The sequence below is a fragment of the Fulvivirga sp. AWR4_260 genome, from assembly GCF_056158185.1.
This window is the reverse complement of record NZ_JBSWSU010000001.1, coordinates 178,608-201,779: the sequence shown is the minus strand read 5'-3', so window position 1 is coordinate 201,779 and position 23,172 is coordinate 178,608. Positions and strand designations below refer to the sequence as shown.

Below are 23,172 nucleotides of genomic sequence, written 5' to 3'. Positions count from 1 at the left end.
TTAGAATAAGTGGCTAAACTTTATGACACTAAACTCTTATTGTACGATTTTAAGAGGTTTTGGGCTGAGTATTTTACATATCTTTTCAGTTAATCAAATGATCGGTCTTAGAGACGCTTCAAAGCTTTGTTTAAGAGATATAATCTTCTATTTTTGTGCAAATTTTTAACCTACGATTCCATGAGCGTTTTAGTAAATAAAGATTCCAAAGTAATAGTACAAGGTTTTACAGGTTCTGAAGGTACATTCCATGCAGGGCAAATGATAGAATATGGTACTAACGTAGTAGGTGGGGTAACTCCAGGTAAAGGTGGACAGACTCACTTAGACAAGCCAGTATTTAATACTGTTCAAGATGCTGTTGATAGCACTGGAGCGGATGTATCAATCATATTTGTGCCACCAGCTTTTGCTGCTGATGCCATTATGGAAGCTGCTGACGCTGGTATAAAGGTGATTATAGCTATCACTGAGGGTATCCCTACGAAAGATATGATCGATGCCAAAAACTATATTAAAGGTAAAGGTATTGTTCTTGTTGGACCTAACTGTCCGGGTGTTATCACTCCTGGTGAAGCAAAAGTAGGAATTATGCCTGGTTTTGTTTTCAAACAAGGTAAAATTGGTGTTGTATCTAAATCAGGTACTTTAACTTATGAAGCTGCTGATCAAATTGTGAAAGCAGGTCTTGGAATTTCTACAGCTATTGGTATTGGAGGAGACCCTATCATTGGAACTTCTACAAAAGAAGCTGTTGAATTACTAATGAACGATGATGAAACTGAAGCAGTCGTAATGATTGGTGAAATCGGTGGTAATTATGAAGCTGAAGCTGCTCGTTGGATTAAAGCGCAAGGTAACCCTAAGCCTGTTGTAGGTTTTATTGCAGGTCAGACTGCTCCTAAAGGTAAGAGAATGGGACATGCTGGTGCTATCATTGGTGGTGCTGATGATACTGCAGAGGCTAAGATGAAAATTATGGCTGAGTGTGGTCTTCACGTTGTTGCTTCTCCTGCTGATATTGGTGAGACTATGTTGAAAGCGTTAGGTAAATAATTTACCGCTTTCATGAAAATATAAAAGGCGACTATTATGGTCGCCTTTATTGTTTAAAAATGGTCTCTTTTTATTTCATCTAATACTTGTGCTATTTTATCTAAGCACCAAGTTATTTTATTGCCCATTTCTTCGTGGTCTCCATCATCTGGCCATAGCTCAATCTCTCTCATTACAGGGGCAGCCTCAAATTTTAAGTTCAGTAAACTAGGTTTTATCTTGTGGGCTACCAGTTTTACCGTTTTATAATCTTTGTTAGCGTAAGCCTGCTTAATTTTGTCAAGCTCAGGAGGCATAGTGTCTAAAACTGTTTTAAGCATTTTTTTAATAAACTCATGATCACCTCGTGACATTTGTTCGAGCATATCAATGTTGTAAGCTTGCTTTTTATTAGAGGTTTCTTCTGGATATGTCTCTTTCTTTTGAGCGATAATGTTTTCAGAAGGCTTAATGGCTAAGAGGATCTTGGCTATTAAATCTTGCTCTTCAAATGGCTTTGTTATATAATCATTCATCCCTGCATTTAAGCATTTTTCGCTTTCTCCTTTTACGGCATTAGCAGTTTGTGCTATAATGGGAACTTCTTTACTTATATTTTCTCTGATATACTTTGTAGCTTCATAGCCATTCATGATAGGCATTTGAATGTCCATAAGTATGATATCAAATGCTTTTTGTTGCGCTATCTTTGTGGCCTCCAAGCCATCTGGAGCTTCCGTTACAGTGGCGCCATGGGCGGTTAAAATAGTGCTGGCCAAAAGCCTGTTGAATTCATTGTCTTCTACCAACAAAACATGACTGCCCTTCAGTGATTCTTCTCCTTGTTCGGTAGGTATAGTAGGTTTTACCTCTTGTTTCTTTTGACCTATAGATAAAGGTATTACAAATGAAATAGTTGTTCCTTTATCCTTTTTACTTTTAATTTCAATTGACCCTTCCATTAAATTGATCAATTTCCGAGATATGGCAAGGCCCAAACCCGTACCTCCGTATTTACGTGTGATTCCGGTATCTTCCTGGCTAAAGTCCTGAAACAGGCGTTCCTTGTACTCTTCGTTCATGCCTATGCCTGTATCCTTCACTTCAAATTTTATGAAATAAGAACTTCCTTCTTTAGACTCTAGGTTTATATTTACTTCAATGCCTCCTTCCTGTGTGAATTTAACGGCATTTCCTACCAAGTTGACTAGTACTTGGTTGATTCTATACGGATCACCTTTTAGCTGTAAAGGCAGGTCTGGTGACGTGTTGATCTTATATAATAGCCCTTTTTCCTCTACTTTATAATAAAACATTTTGTTCAGCTGATCAAGTAGTTCAGTAAGGTCAAAGTCTACCTGTTCTATCTTCAATTTACCTGCGTCAATTTTTGTAAGGTCAAGTATGTCGTTAATAATCACAAGCAGGTTTTCTGCTGAAGTGTTTATGGCTCGCAGGTAATTATTTTGGTCTGAGTTAAGGTTAGTCTTCTGAAGTAGATTACTCATGCCCAATATAGCATTCATCGGAGTTCGTATTTCATGGCTCATATTGGCCAGAAATATCTCTTTGGCTTTTGATGATTCTTCAGCTATTAACTTCGCTTCTCTTAATTCTTTTTCTAAATTTTTCTGATCTGTGATATCTAAGTGAATACCTATAGAGCCTATTAGCTCTTGAAATTCGTTATATAACGGGGCGCCACTGATTAAAAGCCATTTAGGGTTGCCATTTTTATCTTTTATTGGGATTTCGTACATATCAGCAATGCCATCTTTTCGTTGCCGATTCTTATGCCTCATAATGTCAGCTCCTTCTCCTTGCAAAAAGAAATTACTGGCTTCATTTCCTATAAGTTCTTCCTGTGAATATCCTGTGATGTTGCAAAAGCTTTCGTTCGCATATAAAATAAGTTCTTTATTATCGACCTCTAATAAGCCTAGGTTCATATTTGCTATAATACTTCTGTATTTTTCCTCACTAGACCTAAGTAGCTTTTCGGTTAATTGAGTATCGGTAATGTCTTGGTACTTCCATAGATGGCCAAAATATTTGTCATCAACACTTATGGGAATGAAGTCCCTTGTTAACACCCGGCCGTCAGCCATTTCTAAAACTTCTCCTAGTTGTTTCTTTTTCTCTTTTAATATGTCATTAATTCTAGAAACGAATAATTCGGGATCTTTAAAAAGGTGTTTTGCTTGCTCTGCGGAGCCTTCACAGTTCAATCCTATCATATCAGGAGGCGGGAGTGGGATTTCAAATAAATCGCAAAATGATTGATTGGTGAGAATTATGTTTCTTTTTTCGTCTTCTAGCAGAATCCCATTGTTTAAGCTAGAAATGGTAGTGCTAAGCCTAAAGTTAGTTTTTAAAGTATTGAGTTGAGCCTTTTTAAGTGATGATATGTTGGAAAATAAACCGGTGATAATATATGGAAGGCCTTCTTCGGTGATTTCAGTCACCACACCTCTGACCATAACCCATCGGTACTTGTTTTTGCCATTGCTTACCCTTAGTTCTGCTGTTATTTTATCATTTTTCTGAAGGGTTGGATCTTCAATTTGGTGCTGGAAATCAAATTTGTCATCGGGGTGAATTAAGTTTAGCCAGTAGTCATAATCTTGCTCATTAGCGTTATTGTTGACTTTGAAAATCGAATTGTTGAGGCTTAAAGTAATTTTCTTCGAAAGAAGGTTGATCTCCCAAAAACTATCTTCTAATTCGCGCATAGCACGATATTTTCTTAAGCTAGCTTCTAAGTGAGATGAGTTCTCCGTGTTAAGTTCTCCTTGTGATGCTGAAATTTGATGTTTAATTTCTTCGGAGACCTTATCAATGTGATTAAACTCGCTATTTTCCTTCTTTTGATTGTTCATACAAGTTTATCTACTAAAGCTCACCTTCTTTGAGCATTTTGTATATTGTTGATTTTCCTATATCCAATTTTTTAGCAATTAATAATACGTTGTGATCATATTTTTCTAAGAAATGACGAATAATATCTTTTGTGTATTCCTTCATAGTCTTTTCTTGTGCGATAAAATTGTTTTTTCGATCAGTCGGAACGAAAGATATGTCTTTGTCCATAATAATATTATCATCGCACAGTACAGCTGCCAATTCAATTATGGATTTTAACTCCCTTATGTTGCCAGGAAAACTGTAGCTAAACAGTTTGTCTTTGGCTGACTTATCGATAGTGATTTTGTCTAACCTGTTTTCTTTTGAAAATTCTTTTAAAAAGAATTCGCCTAAAATAAGAATGTCGTTGCCTCTATCTCTTAAAGGTGGCATGGTTAGCGGTAAACCCATTACTCTGTAATAAAGGTCTTCTCTAAAGTTGCCATCTCTCACTTCTTCCGCAAGATTTTTATGAGTGGCCACTATTATTCTAATGTCTAGAGATACACTTTTATTGCTTCCTAGCCTCGTTACTTCTCTTTCTTGAAGCACTCTTAGTAATTTGCTTTGTAGCTCAAGCGGCATTTCACCTATCTCATCAAGGAATAAAGTGCCTTTATGAGCTTCTTCAAACTTACCCGCTTTGCTTGCCGATGCTCCGGTAAATGCCCCTTTTTCGTAACCGAACAGCTCACTTTCAAGCAAGTCTTTAGGTATTGCCGCCATATTTACAGGTACAAAGGTATTATTCTTACGTGGTGAATTGTAATGTATGGCTTGTGCCACTAGTTCTTTACCAGTTCCGGTTTCGCCAGTAATAGATACATTTATATTAGTTTTTACGGCTTTGCCCATCACCTCAAACAGTTTTTGAACTTGCGGGCTGTTACCTTTTATGATTTTACTGAAATCGTATTTTTCCTCCAGTTTCTCACGGAGGTTTTTAACTTCTTCTTTTAAGTCTTCAGTTTCTTTTATTTTGTTGACAGCGTTCCATACTAACTCTTTTGTGTCGTCATTTTTAAGGAAGTAATCTGATACGCCCATTTTTAGTAGGCGCAAAGCTACTCCTACCTGCTCTTGTCCACTGATTACTATTACCGGTACTTTGGGTAGCTTTTCCTTTATTTTCACAAAAAGTTCATCTCCGTTTATATCAGGAAGAGAATAATCAATTGTAATAAGGTCTGGGCCTTCTACAAGTGCCTTTAGCAAATCCGTTGCTGTTTGAAAAAGTTTTACCTCATGGTCAGGGTTTTGGCCCAAGTGATACTTAAGCATTTCACCAAACCATGGATCATCTTCTACTATAAAAATCTGATAAGATTGGGGCATTTTTTATTTGTCCTCCTTGCTATATGCCAGAGATTTTGTCTCTGTTTTTTTTGATGAATTCTGATACCTATACCAAAAGATACATAACAAGTATTCAAATATCAATATACATAATAAAATAGCTAGAGGAAGTTTCGCAGACAATAAGGCCGTAGCAACAAAAATGATATGTATAAAATAAATAATATATGAGGCTTTCATATGACTAGAATACTTGTTTAATATGATATGATGGATATGATTTTTATCTGCGGAAAAGGGCGACTTGCCTTTTAATAGCCTTTCAGCAAATAATCTCAGAGTGTCAAAAACAGGTAAAGCTAAAAGACCTATAACTACATTTACGTTGTATTCTACAGGCCTGAAGGCTACTTCACCCTGATCTATAATGTAAATTCCTATTGCTGAAAAGATGAACCCTAAAACTAAGGACCCAGAATCTCCCATGAAAAGTTTGGCTGGGTGAAAATTATATACTAAAAAGCTGAATAATACACCTGCTAAGGCTGCAAAAAATAGCGCAAGGTCATCCATGTTAATGGTATAGCAGATGACAGATAAGACAGTAGCGTTAATGAAAGAAAGACCTCCTGCAAGGCCATCAATTCCATCGATTAAGTTAAATGCATTAGTAACTCCTGCAATAATTACTATGCTAAGTGGAATTTGTAAACTTGTCGGTATTTCATCAAACCCCAAAAAACCATACAAGGAAGTGATTTTTATCCCACTTAAAACTATGGCTGTAGCGCATGATAGTTGAATAATTAATCTGACGAAAGAGGGGAGTTCAAATTTATCATCTAAAAGCCCGGTAATAAATAAGATGGTAATTAATAGCATGAAAACTTTCCAGTATAAAAAGGGAGAGGTATATGTGGGGAGTAATGCAAAATAACTTGCAATGCCAAAGAATACGGCTACTCCTCCTAAGGCCGGAATGGCTTTAACATGAACTTTTCGTGTGTTTGGTTTATCTACGAACTTGAGTTTGATGCCCCAGTATCTGATAATGGGTAATAAAACAATGCCCACTATAAACCCGGTTAAAGCATATACAATAGTGAGTTGCATAGTGTTAGGTTTAATCGTTGTAAATAGAATCTAAAGATGAAAAATGAGCCATTTCATAGTCTATGAGCTCTTTTGTTTCCACATTCATTAATGTTGGTTTAATGTGGCTTTTTGCTCCTCGATAAACTAGCTTGTCTACAAGGTAACCATATTTATTCGCTATGATCTCCCAGTTATACCGTCTATCTGCAATGCTTTTCATAGAGGCGCTGAGTATCTCTGTATCTTTGATGCTTGTAGCTTGTAAGAGCTCTATTAAGTTATCAGAAGAGTTAAAATATTTAGCTTTATTTTCTGTTGTAGCTCTGTTGTAAGATACATCGTAACAAAATATTGCTCTACTTAAATACATGGCTTCAACAAGAGATGGGTTGGTTCCTCCTGCGCTATGCCCATGTATATATAGAAAACAGTTTCCTCTAAGCACATCTAAAGTTTCTTGATGATATATAGGATCCAATAGGTGAATGTGCGAATATTTTTTGTATTGATTTCTGCAAGATTTTCCATATTCACTATTATTCCAGTTACCGACTATTACCAGAGGCAAGGAGTTGTATTTTGCAAATGCCTCTAATACTGTGTGAATATTATTTTCAGGCTCTATTCGACATACTTTAAATGCATATGAGGATTTTAAAAAAGGATAATTTTCGATAGCTTCTTTTGTTATCTCTCTTTTTAAAGTATGATTGCCTCCATACTCAATTACATTGCTGAGGGTCTTGTATTCTGCAGCTGTATAGTCTTGTATGGCTTCATTATCAGATATGTCAACATGAGAGTATTTTACAGCTAACTTTTCACAGTACTTTAAGTACTTTTTAACGAATTTGCTCCATTTGTCTCTCTTCCATTCTAGGCCATCTATAGAAATCACGATTTTCTTATTAGTAAACCACTTTACAAATGGTAAAATGATAGCGCCAGGAACACCCAAAATCAATAAGACATCTGCATAGAATATTGCATGTATAATAGAAGTTATATCGTAAATGATGCTTTGAGCACCATTAGCGTCAAAGGGTAGGTAAATCAGTTTAGCTCCATTATACTTTTTATGTCTACTATGCTTGGGGTATTTTTTTCCACTACAATATACATAAAGGTCATATCTTGTTTTAAGATAAAGCGTAAGATAATTTACTAAGGTCTCGAACCCACCATAGTTAGCAGGAAGACCTACTGTACCTATAACTGCAATTTTCTTTGATTTCATGGTAGTCTCTTTTGAAAACTACTTCCCGAATTCATGCCAAATTATAAATATTTGATTATCAGTGATATGTGATATTTTAATATTTATATTCTTCCAGTGGTTGGAATAAGGTTCTAATCTATAGATATTTTTCCGGAAGAATTAAATATTGATTTAATGGAATTTTTAAATGATTCGGGGTTGAAATTTTGAGCTTTTTTTATGGCGTTATGCGAAACCATCAAATAGATGGAATGGTCTTCAGCAAGGGTGTGAATTGTTTTTTTTATAGAATTTGTTTTCACTCCATTTATATGATATCCATTGAAATTATGCTCTACTAATTCACTGGCACCTCCTTTTTCAGGCACAATACATGGCTTTCCATAATACATACCTTCGAGCACAGTCATTCCAAAAGTTTCTAACCATTCATCTGTTCTTGATAAGTTTACTAGCACATCACAGTTTTTATAAAATGGGTGGACATTAGTTTGGGCAGGATATATAAGTAAGTTTTTAGGAATATTATAATTACTGAAATAATTGTTAATCTCTACATCATTTGCATTTAAAACTAATTGGAAGCAATACTCAGGCAGGGACTGAGATAGTTTTATAAATTCTGGTATTCCCTTAAAATCTTTTAAAGAACACACCATTAAAATTGTGAAATTTTCACTTTTCACTTTTCCTGCTGAGCTCTTTTGTGCTGTATCAATAAAATCTTTGGGTAAACTATTGTATACTACTGCTTGCTTTTGGATTTTTAACTTTAGCGCATCTCTTAAAAAATTAGAAACATGAATACATTGAGTAGCGCATATGTTGACTACTTTAATAAGCCAATTTTTTAATGCCTTTGGTTTTATAGATACTTCATGCATGTGAAATATTACTTTCTTTCTTCTTATTTTACCGGCAATCGCAGCGCCATAAGGTAACATAGAATTGATATATACCACATCATCTTTCTTAATGAGAATTATGAAAGATATTGTGATTATTAGATTCACCCAGAGATAACGTAGTAGTGTTATCAATTTTACCGGGCTCCATTGGTATTTTAGGTATTTGTATTCAACGCCTTTTATATCAGATAAAAAACCATCTTTTGATTTGGACGTGAATAGGACTACACGATTTCCTGACTCAACAAGAGCTTCAAGGGATTGCCTAAATACAAAAGGGCTACCACTTCTATCATTAAGCAAATGAATGGCTAATATTCTTTTCATAACTTAAAATTTCTTGATAGATGTGTTTATACTGTATGCCGCGTATATCCCAATTTAACCAAGCATTAAAATGCTCTTTCCCTAAATGTCCTTCATGTTGTTGCAGGTCTTTGTCGTTATAGAGGGCTAATAATTTTTTTGTAAAAAGCTCAATAGAGTCATGATATGTGCTATATGGTATTTTAAGTGATGATTTAGGGGGCGTTAACTCTCCTGGGCCATAATTGTCAAAACATAGCACAGGTACGCCATACGACAGAGCTTCTGCTACTACCATACCTGCACCCTCGTGTGAAGGAAAAAAGAATACAGAAGTCTGTCCATATAGCTTAAGTAAGGACTTCCTTTCTAACCAAGGAATAAATTGTGTTTCATCTCCCAACTCATGTTTTATCACTAAATCTTTTAATTGTTTTTCTTCAGGTCCGCTACCTATTAGTTTAAGTTCTACCCTGTGATGTTCTTCTTTAGGAATGTAGCTTTTGAATAAGGCAAATGCTTTAATCACAACATCAAATGCTTTTAATGGAACCATTCTGGCAGCAATCATAACAGTGAACTTTTCTTTCTGCTCAAAGTTGATGGGTTCTGGCTTTTCTACTGCTACGGAAGGTATTATGCGGTATTGATGTTTTGAAAGGGAGAGTTTTTTCGGTACAGAAGAATTCATGCAAATAATTCTTTTTGCTTTGAGCCTTGTTATCCATAGAAAAGGGTCGAGAGTCCAGAATAAGTTTTTCATACCCCAAAGTATTCGATCTTTTAATAAGGCTTTAAATCCGTATTGTTGTAAAAATTGTTTAGGGATTAGTGAATGGTGTCCAATAGGCCCCCAAACCAAGGGTTTTCTTAAAGCCCATAAAAATGTTGGAGTCCAGTCGTTGTGAAAATTTAAGTTATGAGCAATATCAAATTTTAGCTTTTTGGCTGAAACAAAAACTACTAGGCCCATTTGCCACATGTAGAAGTATAATACTGATAATAAAGGACCTTTTTTCCACCATCTCGTCCATTTAGGTAAATCAAAATATTTAAATTCTATATTGTGCTTTCCTGTGATGCAGGCAGGGTTTTCAGATATATACTTTTCAATATCTTCTCTATTGTTCCTCCTAGTAATGGCAATTACACTGTTGAATCGCGCAATTTGTAAAATCGCATTCCAACCCATGCCATCTTCCGATCCCTTGTAAGGGTTTACCGCATATGCTGTGACTAAAATAGTTTTCATTAGGCTACATTTAGTTGAGCATCTTCATCAGTATTTCTACTTTTTATAAGCTTAGCAGGTACCCCACCTATTACTGAAAAAGGAGGGAATGACTTTGTTACTACAGAACCGGCAGCAATTACGGATCCATGACCTATGACTACTCCATCAAGGACAGTAACTTTGCTCCCAATCCAGCAATTTTTGCCTATGGCAATGCCTTTTCTATCTACCCCCTGATTTTTGATTAATTCTTTTGCATTTGAATAATTATGATTTTCAGGATGGCAACTAAAATATTGGCCCACAATGCAATCACTTTCTATATCTAGGCCTCCTGCACCACCCAAATATGCATACTCACCAATACCTACATTATTACCTATGGTAATGTGGCTACCTGGATTATCCAATGTGGTAGAAACTATTATGCGAGAGAATGCTCCAAGGCTTACGTTATTACCTAGCTTCAAACCCTTTTGAGAAAGCCCACTGAGTTCTAAGTAATCTCCTAATTTCATGAGCTTTCCGAATTTAATTTTGTGCACATATTTAAAGTTGACCCCTTTTCCTAGCATAGCTCCTTTTGGGTTTTTAAAATTTAAAACAAGCTTTAAACCTCTGAGCAGCGATAACGCTGTATTAAAAAAGAAGGCAATTAAAGTTCTATTATCGATAGCCTCATTTAATTTAAATGCAGGGTTTCTTTTCTGTATTAGTTTTTCAAGTAGGTTTTTCATTGTAATGCGGTTTTAATGGTCTGCATTATACCTTGAAGGGTATGGTCTAACTGTACGTTCTCCATAGGGAGGTACTTGGAGCGATGATACTTCTTTGAGTATTGATTGAATAGAGTAAGATATTTGTTGGTTAATTCCTCTATTACAGGTTTGGATAACTCTTGCTTTCTTCTTGTGATAGTTTCTGCATCAGCGTATAAGAAGAAATTAAGCTGGGGCTTGGTAACAAATGTATAGAGAGATTTTACTAGCGATTCGGAAACATAAATATTAGAACGTTTGCTGTCGTTGATGAAGTCATAATAATACCTATCGTATATTACAATATATCCCCTTCTTAAGTATTTAAAGTAAACCACCCATTGGCCTATTATATAATCTATGTAATAGTATAAAAACCTGATAATAGATGATATTTTGTTCTTGTTACCACCTTGACGAGGTAGTTTGGAAACAGAAATTTGTTCTGCTTTTTCTTTGCCATAACGCCAAGCACTTAGAATAGGTAGTATTGATGGGCGATGCCTTAGTACAACTACATTTTTTCTGTATACCTTTTCCAAATCATGCTTAACATGATTGATGACCGTTGATTTGCCTGCGCCATCAACACCGCTAAATGTAATTATTATTCCAGATGAGCTCATAAATTGATATGCTGAATCAATGAGATAGTTGATTTTACTTTTTAACTTTTTAATGCCCTTGTTGCTAGGCATCTTTGTTAGGTGTTTGATAGTGTCACCTTTCAATTTTAAGTTATTCAGCATGAGGTTTCTTATTGAATTTCCTTCATACTTAAAACTGGTGTTAGCTTTGAAAAGGATGACACTTTTATCTTTTATTGAAAGACTATCAAAATACTCTATATATTTTTCAGGTATGGGATGGTTATTGAGTGTGTAAAAGCACCATACATACATGAAATTATCTGTGTAGCTCGGTATGTTAAGGCCGTTGCTCAATGAAATGGCACTTTTTAAGATTTCTGAGCTATCTGCTAAAGTCAGTTCTTTTCGTTTTAATTGATGAATTAAATCAATTGAGAAAAATTCTCCATTTGAGGTGAAGCAATCGATAGAAGTCATAAAGCTTTTCTTTCTAACTTTTGCTTTTTCTACGCATGGATGTTGCTGTATATAGAAGGTTATTTCTTTTGCTGTAGTTTCATCTACCAAAACATCGATGTCTGATTTAATGCTTAGAGCGTATGGATTGTCATTGGTGAACTTTAAAATCGAATGAGGTCGGAAATGTAATTGGTCTAACACATCACCAATAAGCAAATCCCTTGAGTTATTAGAGCTTTGAGATAAGAAGCTCAGCGCGTCACTCCAAGTTTTCAATAACCACTGTATTTGCATGTGCCACACTTCTTGTTGGTTGTAAATGACAAGCGAGTGTGCTATATGCTTTAAAAGATATATTTTTAAATATTTGATTGTGCTCCCATGGAAGCTTTCTGAAAGGAAATTGATGATTTTGGTACAGATGTTTTTGCCATCAAAATTGTGTTTAACCAGAATTTCTTCTTGAAAATGAAAATGTATGATATCATAATATAGAGGAGATATTTCCTGACTAAACTCAAGGTCATAAACATATATTTTTCCATCTTTTACCCAGCTATTCCACGAGGTGAAGTCTCCGTGAGAAATTGTAAAGTCGTATGACTCGAAGTAATTTACTTTTTTGAACGAGTGGGTAAGCTTTTGTTTAATCCCAAAAGGAATTTTGCTATTGTCCATTAAAGAAATAGCCTGCATATCTTGCATTAAGCTTTTCCAGAATGATGTGTTCTGTAATTTTGACTTGCGAAAAGTCTGATTAATTAATTCTTTTTGGTAATAGAAGTGATTTCTGCTATAGGCCTTTATTTTACTCGCTCCATTTTCTTTTATTGAAGAGATGGTTAATTTTTTGTCATAGGTAAAATCTTGTATTTGTGGTACCTGAATGAGGTTGAAGTCTTGATTATGCCATAATTTTATTTGTTCGTATTCACAGTTTAAAATTGAGGCTGAGTGGCTGGATAAAGCCACTTTAGTGAAATAATCTTGCTTGTTTGTCCGGTGAAAACACACAGCTTTTCTGTATTTTCCCTTTGTCCCTGTGAAAATTGCGAATTTATGCTCTATTAAACTTTCTATTTTGATTGCATTTTCATGCGTTAGTTTAATGGTGATTGTTGGAAATATAAACCTCTGTAATTTGAAAATGAAAATGAGCTTTACAGCTATGGAAAAAATTAAAGAACGAGTACTTGTAACGTTGTAAAAGTTTAAAAAATAGGGTTTGTTTATAGAGGCAGGCCAGAGCCATCTGATACTTCCATCGGTGTTTTTAAAAATATAAAATTGAGTTTTATCATCATCATCTACTGAGAGTATACTTATGTTTATATCAAAAGCCTCTAGTGATTTTTCAATGATTTTATAATCCTCGTTCGATAAATTATATTTTTTCATACAATAAGCAATACGAATAAAATGCCATATTCTGTATTGTATGTAAGAGTCTGATATTTAGTATTTTGTGTTGAGGTTGAGCGGGTCTACGTTCCGTGACTAGGAGTCACTTCCACTCGATGGAAATTTAAATCAGGTCTATTTTTTCGTAAAAATAATTTTTGAGCTCTTGTTAAAATAGGGTCGTATTCAAATGCTATTCCAAATATGAGTAGTTGATAAAACAAAATGCCGTAATTGGTTTCTCCAAAAATTCCAAATTCCGTAAATGAATTAATCAATATAGGTATTAATATGCCGAGTAGCATAAGCTTACGTTCTTTGTCTTCGAATGATAAAAAACCTCTAATGGTAAATATCATTTGTAGTAGTATTAATGTGAAGCCTACAAAGCCTAAATTCATTAGTACTTGAATGAATGTATTGTGCGTCATTTGACCGGCATATGTATGTACTCCTTTGAAATAGTCTTTGTATGCAATGCGCATGAAACCAAAACCTAACCAGGGCTCTTTTGGAAGTCCTTCACTTAATAAGGCTTTCCAAAAAGGAAGTCTACCGGTCATGCTTAGCACTTCTTCTACATCTCCTTGTTTGATGAAAATGGTTTGTACAATAACAGGGATTGATACCACAGCCCCAACGTTAATGGCTAATTTTAACTTAAGGTTATTAGATTGGCGAATATGAAAAAATACAACCAGCAAAACTCCTATCATAGAAGATCTTGACCCTGTAAGAACCAAGGCATAAAAAACTAATAATATTTTTACCATAGTCCATACTTTTCGATGGTTACGGTAAAGGTTAAATATATAGCAGCAGATGCACACCACACAAAGCATTCCTAGTTCATTAGGGTTCATCATATAGCCTCCAAGGCGAGCTTCTTCGCCACCATGTGTCATCCTATAAAATTCGTCAGGGGCTATCATGAGACCCACTATAAATATTAGTATAATAAGAAATGACGAATTGGCTAATATGTGGTAAAACTTAATTTCAGCCTTGGAGTAGAACACATTGAGTACCTCGAAGCTTTTCATGAAATAATAGCAGAATACAAAGCTTTCTAAGTCCATAAACCATTGAAGTGCACTGTGGCTGGGCTTGGTAGACCACATGAATGAAATAAAGCCTAGTAGTAGATAGCCAGCATAGAGTAAGGGGCTTAATCCGTTGGTCCATTTAAAGGAATCCACCGCCCCTTTTTTTAAAATGTATTTATAGGCGTAGTATATTGCCACTGTCATAGCAATACGGCTAAACACCTTAAATACCCGAGTAATGGCCACGTTTTCACTCCAGGTAAAGAAACCTGCAATTTTCAGGGCCATAATTATGGTGAATATCAGGTATATTTTTTTAGCAAATTTATCTATGTCAAGCTGCTGTTGCATGTGTTTTTGCTTGGTACATATCTGCATATCCGTTCAGCAATTCAAACCAATCAAAACTCTGTTCTACCATGAGTTTGGCTTGAAGCTTCATTGCTGAAGATTCCTGTTCTATTTTTTTCTTAAGGTAATTTAGACCGTCACATAGTTCATCGCCTTTAGTTTGCTGCATTACAAATCCACACTTATATTCATTAACGAAATCACCTAAATTGGTAGCTTCTGTAATTAAAGTAGGTATTCCCATGGCCGCAGCTTCAAGTACTGCTGTTGGTAGTCCTTCATTTCTTGATGGGTGAGCAAAAACATCTAATTGGTTGAGTAAGTCAAATTTGTCTTTCCCATATTTACTACCATGAAAAATAATTTTACCAGAGCTATAAGGCATAATATCCTTTTTTAGGGAAGTAAGGTCTTGCCCATCTCCAATTATCCATAGTTCTGCTTCTGGGGTCTGCTGAGCGAATTTTAAGAAGCCTTCAGTCAAAGCATCCAGCCCTTTTGTGTATGCATCTATCCTTCCGCAAAAACCTACTATAAATTTATTAGTTTCCGCTTTAGGTATGTAGTCTTCTTTTGTGGATTTGAACCCATATGGTATCAGGTGTGTTGCGGCCTTCTTAAATAATTTCTTAGTTCCTTTTACCTCACTTTTTCCTAAACAGTGTACCCTTCTTGCTCGTGTTGCAAGGTGTTTTTCAAAAAGTTTAATATATAGTTTTTTCAAATGCAGGCTTCTTCTTAAAGCAATTTCATTATAACTTCCATGAGGAGTAAAAATATATGGAATTTGCAGTAGTGTTATTTTTTTAGATAAGGTGTAAAAAGTAGGAATAAAGCCACCGTGTAAATGAAGTACTGTGGTTTCTTTGTCTTCATTTTTTAAAGCTTCAATTAGTAGTTTGTCCACTTTAAAAAGGTTTCTGTACGCTTGAAACAACCTTAGTTTATAACTTCTTTCAGGTGAATCATCAGAATGTAATGTTTTTGTTATACCCCATACTTCTACATTCCAGCCTGCCATAGCTTGATGTGTGGCCAGTTCATGCACCACTTTGTTTACGCCATTCATTCTTAATGGGTTAGCTTTCCCTAATACGATATGAATTACTTTAGTATCCATCTGAATTGCTTTTTAGATATGATGATAGACCAAAAAATGTTGATTACAAGCTGGCTTAACAACCAACCTATAACTACACCTACAGCTTGATAAGTATTGATTAACCAACTTGCTGTAAGAACGGAAACACTAATGCTGATGAGATAACCAATGAAATAGTACCGAGAATCTCCTAAAACTCTGATGTACATTTTGAGAGGAAACGATGCTAAAATAATTATATAAAGTATACAGCACCATCTAAAAAGAGCTGCATGAGCTGAAAATTCTGGATTTATGAGGCCTATAATTGAAGCAGAGAATAACCCCATGATTATTAAAATAGGGGCAGAAATTAATGTTATTTTTTTGCTCATTAATAGCATGAATTTTTTTGCTTCATTTTTTCCTGAGCTCATTAATTTGCTCATATATGGGAGGAGGTAGTTTTCTAAGCCTTGAATTGCAACATTGAAAACACCCATAATTGTTTGGGCGAGCCTAAGCACTCCTAATGTTGCGGTGCCTGAAATTACTGCTGATGCTGCAAGTAGATAATTGGAAGCACCCCATTGTATCAGTGCTGTAGGAATTAGCCAGCGAGCACTACGCCAGTGTTCTTTTATATATATAAGGGTGTATCTGCTAAAGCTTATATTTTTACGCTCAATTATAATTACTGTTAGTATGGCGGGTAGTGTTGTGAACCCGTTAATAAAAAAGACCGATGCTATGCTGAGACGAGAATGCGATGCCCATGCCCAGCATAATAAAGCCAGTTGACCAAAGCATGATATAATATCGCTCATGAAAGATAGTTTAAGATTGCCTTTGGCAATTAAGAACCTTCGAAAGTGTTCTTGACTTAAGTAAAATACAGAATAAACGGTAAATGCTGCAATTAAGGTGAGCGGAAACTGATTGTTGAAAACAGCAAAAGAGCCAACTAAAGTTAATATTAAAATTAGAAATAGAGCTTGAATACTAAATACAGTTTTAATGTATCTTAAGTTGTCTTCCCCCTTTTTGTTGCCCATAAAAACTTGCATGGGTTGCCCTACTATGGCTATTTGAAATGCTAGCATTAGCATGGCTGCCATTTGCCATGCACTGAAAAGCCCAAAGTTAGATATTCCACAAATGCTGGCTATCATTATATTGGAAGCAAAAGAAGTACCGCTAACAACTATCTGATTACCAACTACAATCAGCTTGTCATTTTTTAATATTTTGTTTAGAGCTTGTTTCATTTTACTACTTTTTTTAGTCGTAATAAAACAAGTATAGGGTTGTAATATTTTCGTATTAACCTTAGGCCTTTTCTGAAAACTAGTTTTATGAGACTAGGGTTGTATTCAGCTCTGTTAAGACCGAAAAAAGTGTTTGGCAGGTTGTATTCTTCATGCAATAAATTGAATTCCATTATTCGTTTTGCGGGAGTAAGCCTGCTATCTAAAATGAATAAATTTACATCGGCTGCCGACATCAGCATTATAGCATAGTTGTCATCATCAACGGGAACATTATCAATGATTTTGATGGTGCTTGGGCTCAAATCTTTGAATATTAACCGCTGATCGTCTCGGTCAAAGTGAGTGTCATAAGCATCTACTAGTTCCACATTGAACCCCCTTTTTTTCAACGATTTGGTTAAATGTTTAGAGAAAAAGCTGTTGCCATCGGATCTTTTAAACGAGCTGACACATACTATTTTTCCGGGAGTAAAAAACTCTTTTAATTCTAATTTTATACCTATTTGCTGAAAACCTCGGCTGATATTGGAAGGGTTTATGTATTTCGGGATTTCAATGCCAATAGGTAATTCTGAGTTTTTTTCTATGGTATATACATCGTTTACTTTAGCTTTTAGTGAATGCACGATAAGAATGGAGGCCACTCCAAAGCCAAGTCCTAAAATTCCACATACAAATGTGATCAATGTCTTGTTTGGGGAAACGGGTTTACTTGGTATTTCTCCGCGAGAAATAATTCTGTGGAAAGATATGGTGGCTGCTCTTGCAATTTCAGCTTCAGTATGTTTTTCATGCAAAAAAGTATAAAGCTTTTGGTTTAGTCCAAACTCTCTTTCTAAGATAGTGAGCTCCTTTTCCTTAGTGGGGACACCTATAAAAGCTTCTTCTGCTTTTTCTATTGCAAGGGCTATTTGATTATGCTTAATCTCTAAATTTTGCTTAGTATTTTTTATGCTTTCTATTAAATAACTAGAGAGGTCCAATATTTTTTGATTAATAACCTTAACCTTCGTTTCCTCTTCTGTATAAGTACTTAAAAGCTCATTTCGTTCTGCCTGCAAGACCTTTAAATTCTTAATTATTTCCGTACTTAAAAGGTCGTTAAATGCTTCAAAATTAGGAGCTAGAGCTAAGAAATTATCTTCACCGCTTTTAACATAATTGTATAAAGAGTCTATAGCAGATAAATTCATTTTAAGGTTTGATAGCTGAATTTTCATTTGAGCTATTTTTCTTAAATCTGTTTCCGTTTCCTGCCTGATATTTATTACATTTTTTTGATTTCTGTAGCTCTCTATATCAATTTCCGACTGGCTTAGTTTGCCTCTTACAAGGTCTAGCTGATCTGCTAAAAATTTTACAGTTAAATCAGTGGCTTTGTATTTGTCTTCTATATAATCTTCAATGTATGATTCACACAGCTGGTTAACTAATTTTGCGGCCTTTTCAGGTACTGTACTTTGGTATCCCACCCTTAGTATTGCAATGTCTTTATCTATAGAAACTATATCCAGATTTGATGATACTTCTTTAATGAGCTTTGCTCGGTCTCTGATTTTTATTTTATATAGATCAATAAGTTTCGTGTTTGCTTTTTGCTGTAGCAAGGAATCATTTTTGGTGATACGCAAATACCCTTTTCCATATTTAACGGAATCCCCAAATGAATGCTTGATTCCGGGTGTTTCTTGGCTTGTGGATACTTTATATTCTTCGCTGCTAATGACTTTTATAAAATAGAACTTTTCATAAAAGTCATATGGCAAGTTTTTGTAATCTATTAATATGGGCGAGTCATTATAAAGCTCGCTGGTTTTGACTTTACCAATTCTATAAATCTCTGTTTCAAAGTCGAGTTTATTTAATGCTTTGTTTATTACACTATTGGATTGGATAACTTCAATCTCAGCTCCAATTTTGTTTTTGTTGGTAAATACATCGAAATCTTTGTATAAGATAGTGCTGGTGGGCCCCTCGTTATTATCGGCTAGGCGCATTTTTGCCGCACTTTCATATTTGGGGGTGGCGTACTTAAGGAATTTCTGAGCTATTTTAACTGCCAAAATCAAGCATAGAATTATTACAGGCAACCCTCTCAATAAAGGCCTGAGTAATCTTAAACTGCTATTTCCTTGAGAACTCATGGCTCAAAAATAAAATTAGCAATAATGGCCAATGTACTTACTGCTGAGCCAATAGGTATTAATGTGGTAATTTTCTTATCGAATTGTTTGCCATTACGTGCTGGTACATAAATCACATCCCCAGATAATAAGCGAACATTATTGATGTGGTAATTCTCTATTTTAGTTAAGTCAACATTAGCAACATGTGCTTCATCTCCTATTAGTCTGATTACTTGTATATGCCTTTTGTCGGCATAAAAGTCAAAATCACCTGCCTGAGCTAGTACTTCAAGCAATCGATTATCTTCTTTTTCTAGCTTTACTACTCCTGGCTTTATCAGTTCGCCAATGACTGTTACTTCTTTATTTAGAACCTTAACATTAACTATTGGTTCTTTTAGCCACTTTGCAAATTTTTCTTGCAGGGTAACCTCAGCTTCTCTTATGGTCTTATTTAATATGAAAAATTGGCCAATTTGCGGAACATCAATATAGCCTGATGAGTCTACCATGATCCATTTACCATACACTTCATTGGAATTGTAAATACCATAAATAGACCCTACACTCAGTCTATCTTCTCCCCAAACACTTATGCTTATTTTATCATCTTTTTTGATTCGATAATTAGGTATGGGTTTGAAAAAAACAGAGTCTATACCCTCTTTTTGATTCATAAAGAGATTTTGAGTGACGCATGACGAACACCCAAAAATTATAATCAATAGGATTAAGTATATGTTGGTTTTCATGTTAGGTTTAAGTGGCTTGGTTAAGTCTTTTTCACTTTTTAATGGAAAAACTGATATACAAAACCACACACAATAGCAGCTAGTATGGCTATACCGACTAATGAGTGCAGTCTGTTGGGCTTAGGATTATCTTGCGTAGCTAATAAATTAGTTACTTTTATTATTTTGTTCACTACAGCCTCAATTTTATTAAGCTCATCCTCTTCTTTTATAATATAATCAAAAGCACCGATTTTTAAAGATTTTACAGCTACTTCTAATGATTGCTGGCCGCTTATGAGCACTACATAAATATTAGGGTTAAATCTTTTGATTTTTTCTAAAACCTCTAGTCCGTTCATGTCATCCATATGAAAATCTAAAAAGATTATATCGGGCTCTTCTGTTAGGTTATTTAAACAAGTGGTGCCAGTATGGAATATGCTTATATTTTTAAATCCAAGATTTACTAGGTGTTGCTCGTATAGGTATGTTCTGAAGATATCGTCATCCACAACAAACACTTTCATATTTTCTTTAGTCTTCATAATCCGAGAGTTTTTTCTAACAATAATCGAATCATATGCCAAAGCCTCTTTTTTTGTAAAATGATTGATTTTGAGTGTTTTGAATGGGATGGTTAGTTGGTGGTTTTCCATTTTATGGAATAGCTTCCTTGTTAAGGATTAACACATTATCTTAAAAAACCGATTTTGAAAACTACACAGAAGTAAAAAATTGGCATCTTCGTGCTTAACTAACCATTTTTTCATGCGAATTTTTATTTTTCTATTATTCTATTTATGCTTTATGTCAGCTCAAGCTCAGGTTGGGCAGAGTAAGAAGGCTTTAAAGATGATTGAAAAGGCTGAATATGATAAGGCATTTGAGCTAATCAATGATGCTGTGGCTAAAGATAGTTTGCAGGCAGCTCCTTATTATGTGAAATCATTATTGTATTTTACTAAGCCATATGTGGGCTATGATATAGATTCAGCTCATGGTTACATAGTTGCGGCAGATTACAAGTGGAAAAGGTTAGAGCAGAAAGATAAATCACAACATATAAAGGCGGAAATGGATAGTGTGGCTATCGAAAATTTGCGTCAAAATATTGATAGTGCTGCTTTTGATGTGGCTAAAAGCCTCAATTCAGAAAGAGCTTTTGTTTATTTTCTTCAAGTATATAACAAAGCTAATCAGATAGACCAGGCTATAGCTCTACGTGATTCTTTAGCATTTATTAATGCTGTAGAGGAAAATACTTATGAGAGCTATCAATTATTTATGGAAAAATACCCTAGAGCGAGGCAGGGTGAGGAGGCGAAAGAAAGGTTTGAGAAATTGTATTTTTCTGAAAGAACAAAAGGAGGTGAACTTAATAGTTATGTTCAGTTTTTAGATGAACATCCTGATACTCCTTATAGGGAAGAGGCTGAGCAGCAAATTTTAGAATTAATAACCGCAAATAATAAACCTCAGAGTTATGCTACTTTTATTAGCAATTATCCTAAAAGCTCATTAAGGAAAAAGGCGATTGACTTTTTATATTATTCACTTCAATCTAAAGGGGAGTCCTTGCCTCCTCATTTGGTATCAGATTCTTTAAGTTACTTCATCAAGTTTGGGTGTCAGTCTTTTTTCCCTATTATGGAAGATGGTAGGTATGGCTTTATGGATAGCAATGGTGTAATGGTATTGTCACCAGAATATTATGCTTTAAATGAGATGGAGCTATGCTCTCATTTTAGAAAGGATTATTTTTTAATGGGACATCAAATAATTGCGCTTGATGGAACTCCCATTTATCAAGGTGATTGTAAAAGGGTGGAAGATTTAGGTAGCGGAATATTAAAAATAGAGATTTCCGATGGTGTATTTGTTTTACATAAATCAGGTATTATGTTATCTGATGCGGATAATGAAGATTTTAGGCTTCTAAATAACCTTTTTATATCTTTCAAAAGAAATGGAAAGTGGGGATTGATGACAGTGATGGGAAGAAAGCTTTTAGCAGCAGAATTTGATGATATTTATTTCAATGATAACTTTCTGATATTCGAAAAAAATGAAAATTACGGAGTAAAATCTATAACCTCAATGCTTTCTTCAATAGATAAAGGAGTTTTAAAGGTTAATTGTGATTATACAGACTTTGAAATATTGGATAAACGGAAAGTTTGGGTAGAAAAGAATGATCAGGAAGGGGTTGTTGATTTACTAGGGGATGCAATTATTCCTTTTGATAATCAGAAGATTACAGTGTCTTCAGGAACTACAATTATAGATAATGATCAGACCTTATATGTATTGGATTCTGCTTTCAGGCCTTTAGAAAGGGATAAGGTAAAAAAAGCATTAGTGAATAAATCTTGGGCAGCCTTACAACTTGAAAGTGAATGGCATATTTATAAATTGGATAGTATTAACAATGGTTTTGTAAGGGCTGATTCTATGATTATGGTAGGGAGTCATTTTATAGAGATTTTTGATGGTGAAAATACAAGCTTATTGGTTGCTGATAAGTCTATAAATGTTTCTGCAGATGAGAGTGTGAAGATAGTTTCGGGAGTGGATAGCGATGAGTTTTTATATAAAGAAGGAGCATCTAAAAATTATTTAATTAACTCCAAAGGAGAAGTGGTTTACGAAGGCCAGGTTGCAGAAGCGAAAGCATTAGGAGGAGAATATATTGTTTTATCATCGAAGAATAACAATAAGAGCCTGATCACCCTGCAAGGAAACTTATTGTTGAAGTTTGAGTACGATGCCATAGGCAATTACAGCAATGGCTATGTGTCACTCTTGAAAAATAAGAAGTTTGGCCTTTATAATCGAAGTAAAAATGTTCTTATCTCTCCTAAGTATGATAAAAATTTACAGCCGTTCGGTGAAGTTGCTTTCATTGCCTATAGAGATAATGGTTATGGCATTATTAATTCTGAGGGTAAAAGTTTGCTCGATTTTGATTACGATGAAATCACCTATTGGAACGATTCGTTAGCCTTGGTGAAGAAAGCATTAGTGTATGAACTTATTGATATCAACTCAGGGTCAATTGAACAGGGAGGGGTGAAGTCTGTACATTGGATGATAAATAATTCAGAACGTAGAATAGCGGTTCTATTAACAGAAAATGGTTATGGTGTTTTTGATTCGCGATTGGGCAATGTGGTTCCTGCTAGTTATAACGATGTCATGAATGTAGGTACAGTCCAGCAACCCGTTTACCTTGCAGAAAAAGATATTAAAGAAGCAGGTTTTGTGGTAGTGGTTTACTATTCTGAATTGGGTAAAGTAATATACAAGCAAGTTTATGAAGATGCAGAGTACAATCGCTTATTATGTGATAATTAAGGAT

Annotated in this window: 16 protein-coding genes; 2 read left to right on the top strand and 14 right to left on the bottom strand. The window is 34.9% G+C overall.

All coding sequences use genetic code 11. The annotated features are described in order from the left end of the window. Positions 1-180 precede the first annotated feature (180 nt). Positions 181-1,056: a succinate--CoA ligase subunit alpha gene (gene sucD / locus ACXACQ_RS00905; protein WP_474974032.1), complete on the top strand. Its 876-nt coding sequence runs from the start codon at positions 181-183 to the stop codon at positions 1,054-1,056. A 53-nt stretch (positions 1,057-1,109) separates the two neighbouring features. Here sucD and ACXACQ_RS00900 read toward each other — a convergent pair whose 3' ends face one another. From ACXACQ_RS00900 to ACXACQ_RS00835, 14 genes are all read right to left on the bottom strand, one after another. Continuing rightward, complete coding sequence (locus ACXACQ_RS00900; protein ID WP_474974031.1) at positions 1,110-3,914, bottom strand: hybrid sensor histidine kinase/response regulator; 2,805 nt, start codon at positions 3,912-3,914, stop codon at positions 1,110-1,112. A gap of 13 nt (positions 3,915-3,927) precedes the next feature. After that, positions 3,928-5,274, bottom strand: coding sequence for a sigma-54-dependent transcriptional regulator (locus ACXACQ_RS00895; RefSeq protein WP_474974030.1), 1,347 nt, complete (start codon positions 5,272-5,274; stop codon positions 3,928-3,930). Positions 5,275-5,277: 3 nt separating this feature from the next. After that, positions 5,278-6,348, bottom strand: a complete 1,071-nt coding sequence (locus ACXACQ_RS00890) for an MraY family glycosyltransferase (RefSeq protein ID WP_474974029.1) — start codon at positions 6,346-6,348, stop codon at positions 5,278-5,280. A gap of 10 nt (positions 6,349-6,358) precedes the next feature. Beyond that, positions 6,359-7,567 carry a DUF1972 domain-containing protein gene (locus ACXACQ_RS00885; RefSeq protein WP_474974028.1) on the bottom strand — a complete coding sequence of 403 codons (1,209 nt, stop codon included), beginning with the start codon at positions 7,565-7,567 and terminating at the stop codon, positions 6,359-6,361. Positions 7,568-7,680: 113 nt separating this feature from the next. Continuing rightward, positions 7,681-8,784 (bottom strand): glycosyltransferase family 4 protein, encoded by a 1,104-nt coding sequence (locus tag ACXACQ_RS00880; protein WP_474974027.1) that lies wholly within the window; start codon positions 8,782-8,784, stop codon positions 7,681-7,683. After that, complete coding sequence (locus tag ACXACQ_RS00875) at positions 8,753-10,015, bottom strand: glycosyltransferase (RefSeq protein ID WP_474974026.1); 1,263 nt, start codon at positions 10,013-10,015, stop codon at positions 8,753-8,755. Before ACXACQ_RS00875 ends, ACXACQ_RS00880 begins: the two co-directional genes overlap by 32 nt. After that, entirely contained in the window at positions 10,015-10,515 is a 501-nt protein-coding gene (locus tag ACXACQ_RS00870) for an acyltransferase (protein ID WP_474975028.1), read from the bottom strand. The genes ACXACQ_RS00875 and ACXACQ_RS00870 overlap by 1 nt, the downstream gene beginning before the upstream one ends. A gap of 215 nt (positions 10,516-10,730) precedes the next feature. Then, complete coding sequence (locus tag ACXACQ_RS00865; RefSeq protein ID WP_474975027.1) at positions 10,731-11,381, bottom strand: nucleoside/nucleotide kinase family protein; 651 nt, start codon at positions 11,379-11,381, stop codon at positions 10,731-10,733. 1,907 nt (positions 11,382-13,288) lie between these two features. Beyond that, a complete protein-coding gene (locus ACXACQ_RS00860) occupies positions 13,289-14,602 on the bottom strand; it encodes an O-antigen ligase family protein (RefSeq protein WP_474974025.1) in 1,314 nt (437 codons plus the stop codon). Continuing rightward, a complete protein-coding gene (locus ACXACQ_RS00855; RefSeq protein WP_474974024.1) occupies positions 14,586-15,722 on the bottom strand; it encodes a glycosyltransferase family 4 protein in 1,137 nt (378 codons plus the stop codon). Before ACXACQ_RS00855 ends, ACXACQ_RS00860 begins: the two co-directional genes overlap by 17 nt. Further along, positions 15,707-16,951 (bottom strand): lipopolysaccharide biosynthesis protein, encoded by a 1,245-nt coding sequence (locus ACXACQ_RS00850; RefSeq protein ID WP_474974023.1) that lies wholly within the window; start codon positions 16,949-16,951, stop codon positions 15,707-15,709. Before ACXACQ_RS00850 ends, ACXACQ_RS00855 begins: the two co-directional genes overlap by 16 nt. Next, positions 16,948-19,098, bottom strand: coding sequence for a GNVR domain-containing protein (locus tag ACXACQ_RS00845; RefSeq protein ID WP_474974022.1), 2,151 nt, complete (start codon positions 19,096-19,098; stop codon positions 16,948-16,950). The genes ACXACQ_RS00850 and ACXACQ_RS00845 overlap by 4 nt, the downstream gene beginning before the upstream one ends. Then, positions 19,095-19,757, bottom strand: coding sequence for a polysaccharide biosynthesis/export family protein (locus ACXACQ_RS00840; protein ID WP_474974021.1), 663 nt, complete (start codon positions 19,755-19,757; stop codon positions 19,095-19,097). The genes ACXACQ_RS00845 and ACXACQ_RS00840 overlap by 4 nt, the downstream gene beginning before the upstream one ends. Positions 19,758-19,870: 113 nt before the next feature. Next, entirely contained in the window at positions 19,871-20,359 is a 489-nt protein-coding gene (locus tag ACXACQ_RS00835; protein ID WP_474974020.1) for a response regulator, read from the bottom strand. Between the two features lie 223 nt (positions 20,360-20,582). Between ACXACQ_RS00835 and ACXACQ_RS00830 the strand changes: the two genes are divergently transcribed. Further along, positions 20,583-23,168, top strand: coding sequence for a WG repeat-containing protein (locus ACXACQ_RS00830; RefSeq protein ID WP_474974019.1), 2,586 nt, complete (start codon positions 20,583-20,585; stop codon positions 23,166-23,168). The last annotated feature ends 4 nt before the right edge of the window (positions 23,169-23,172 follow it).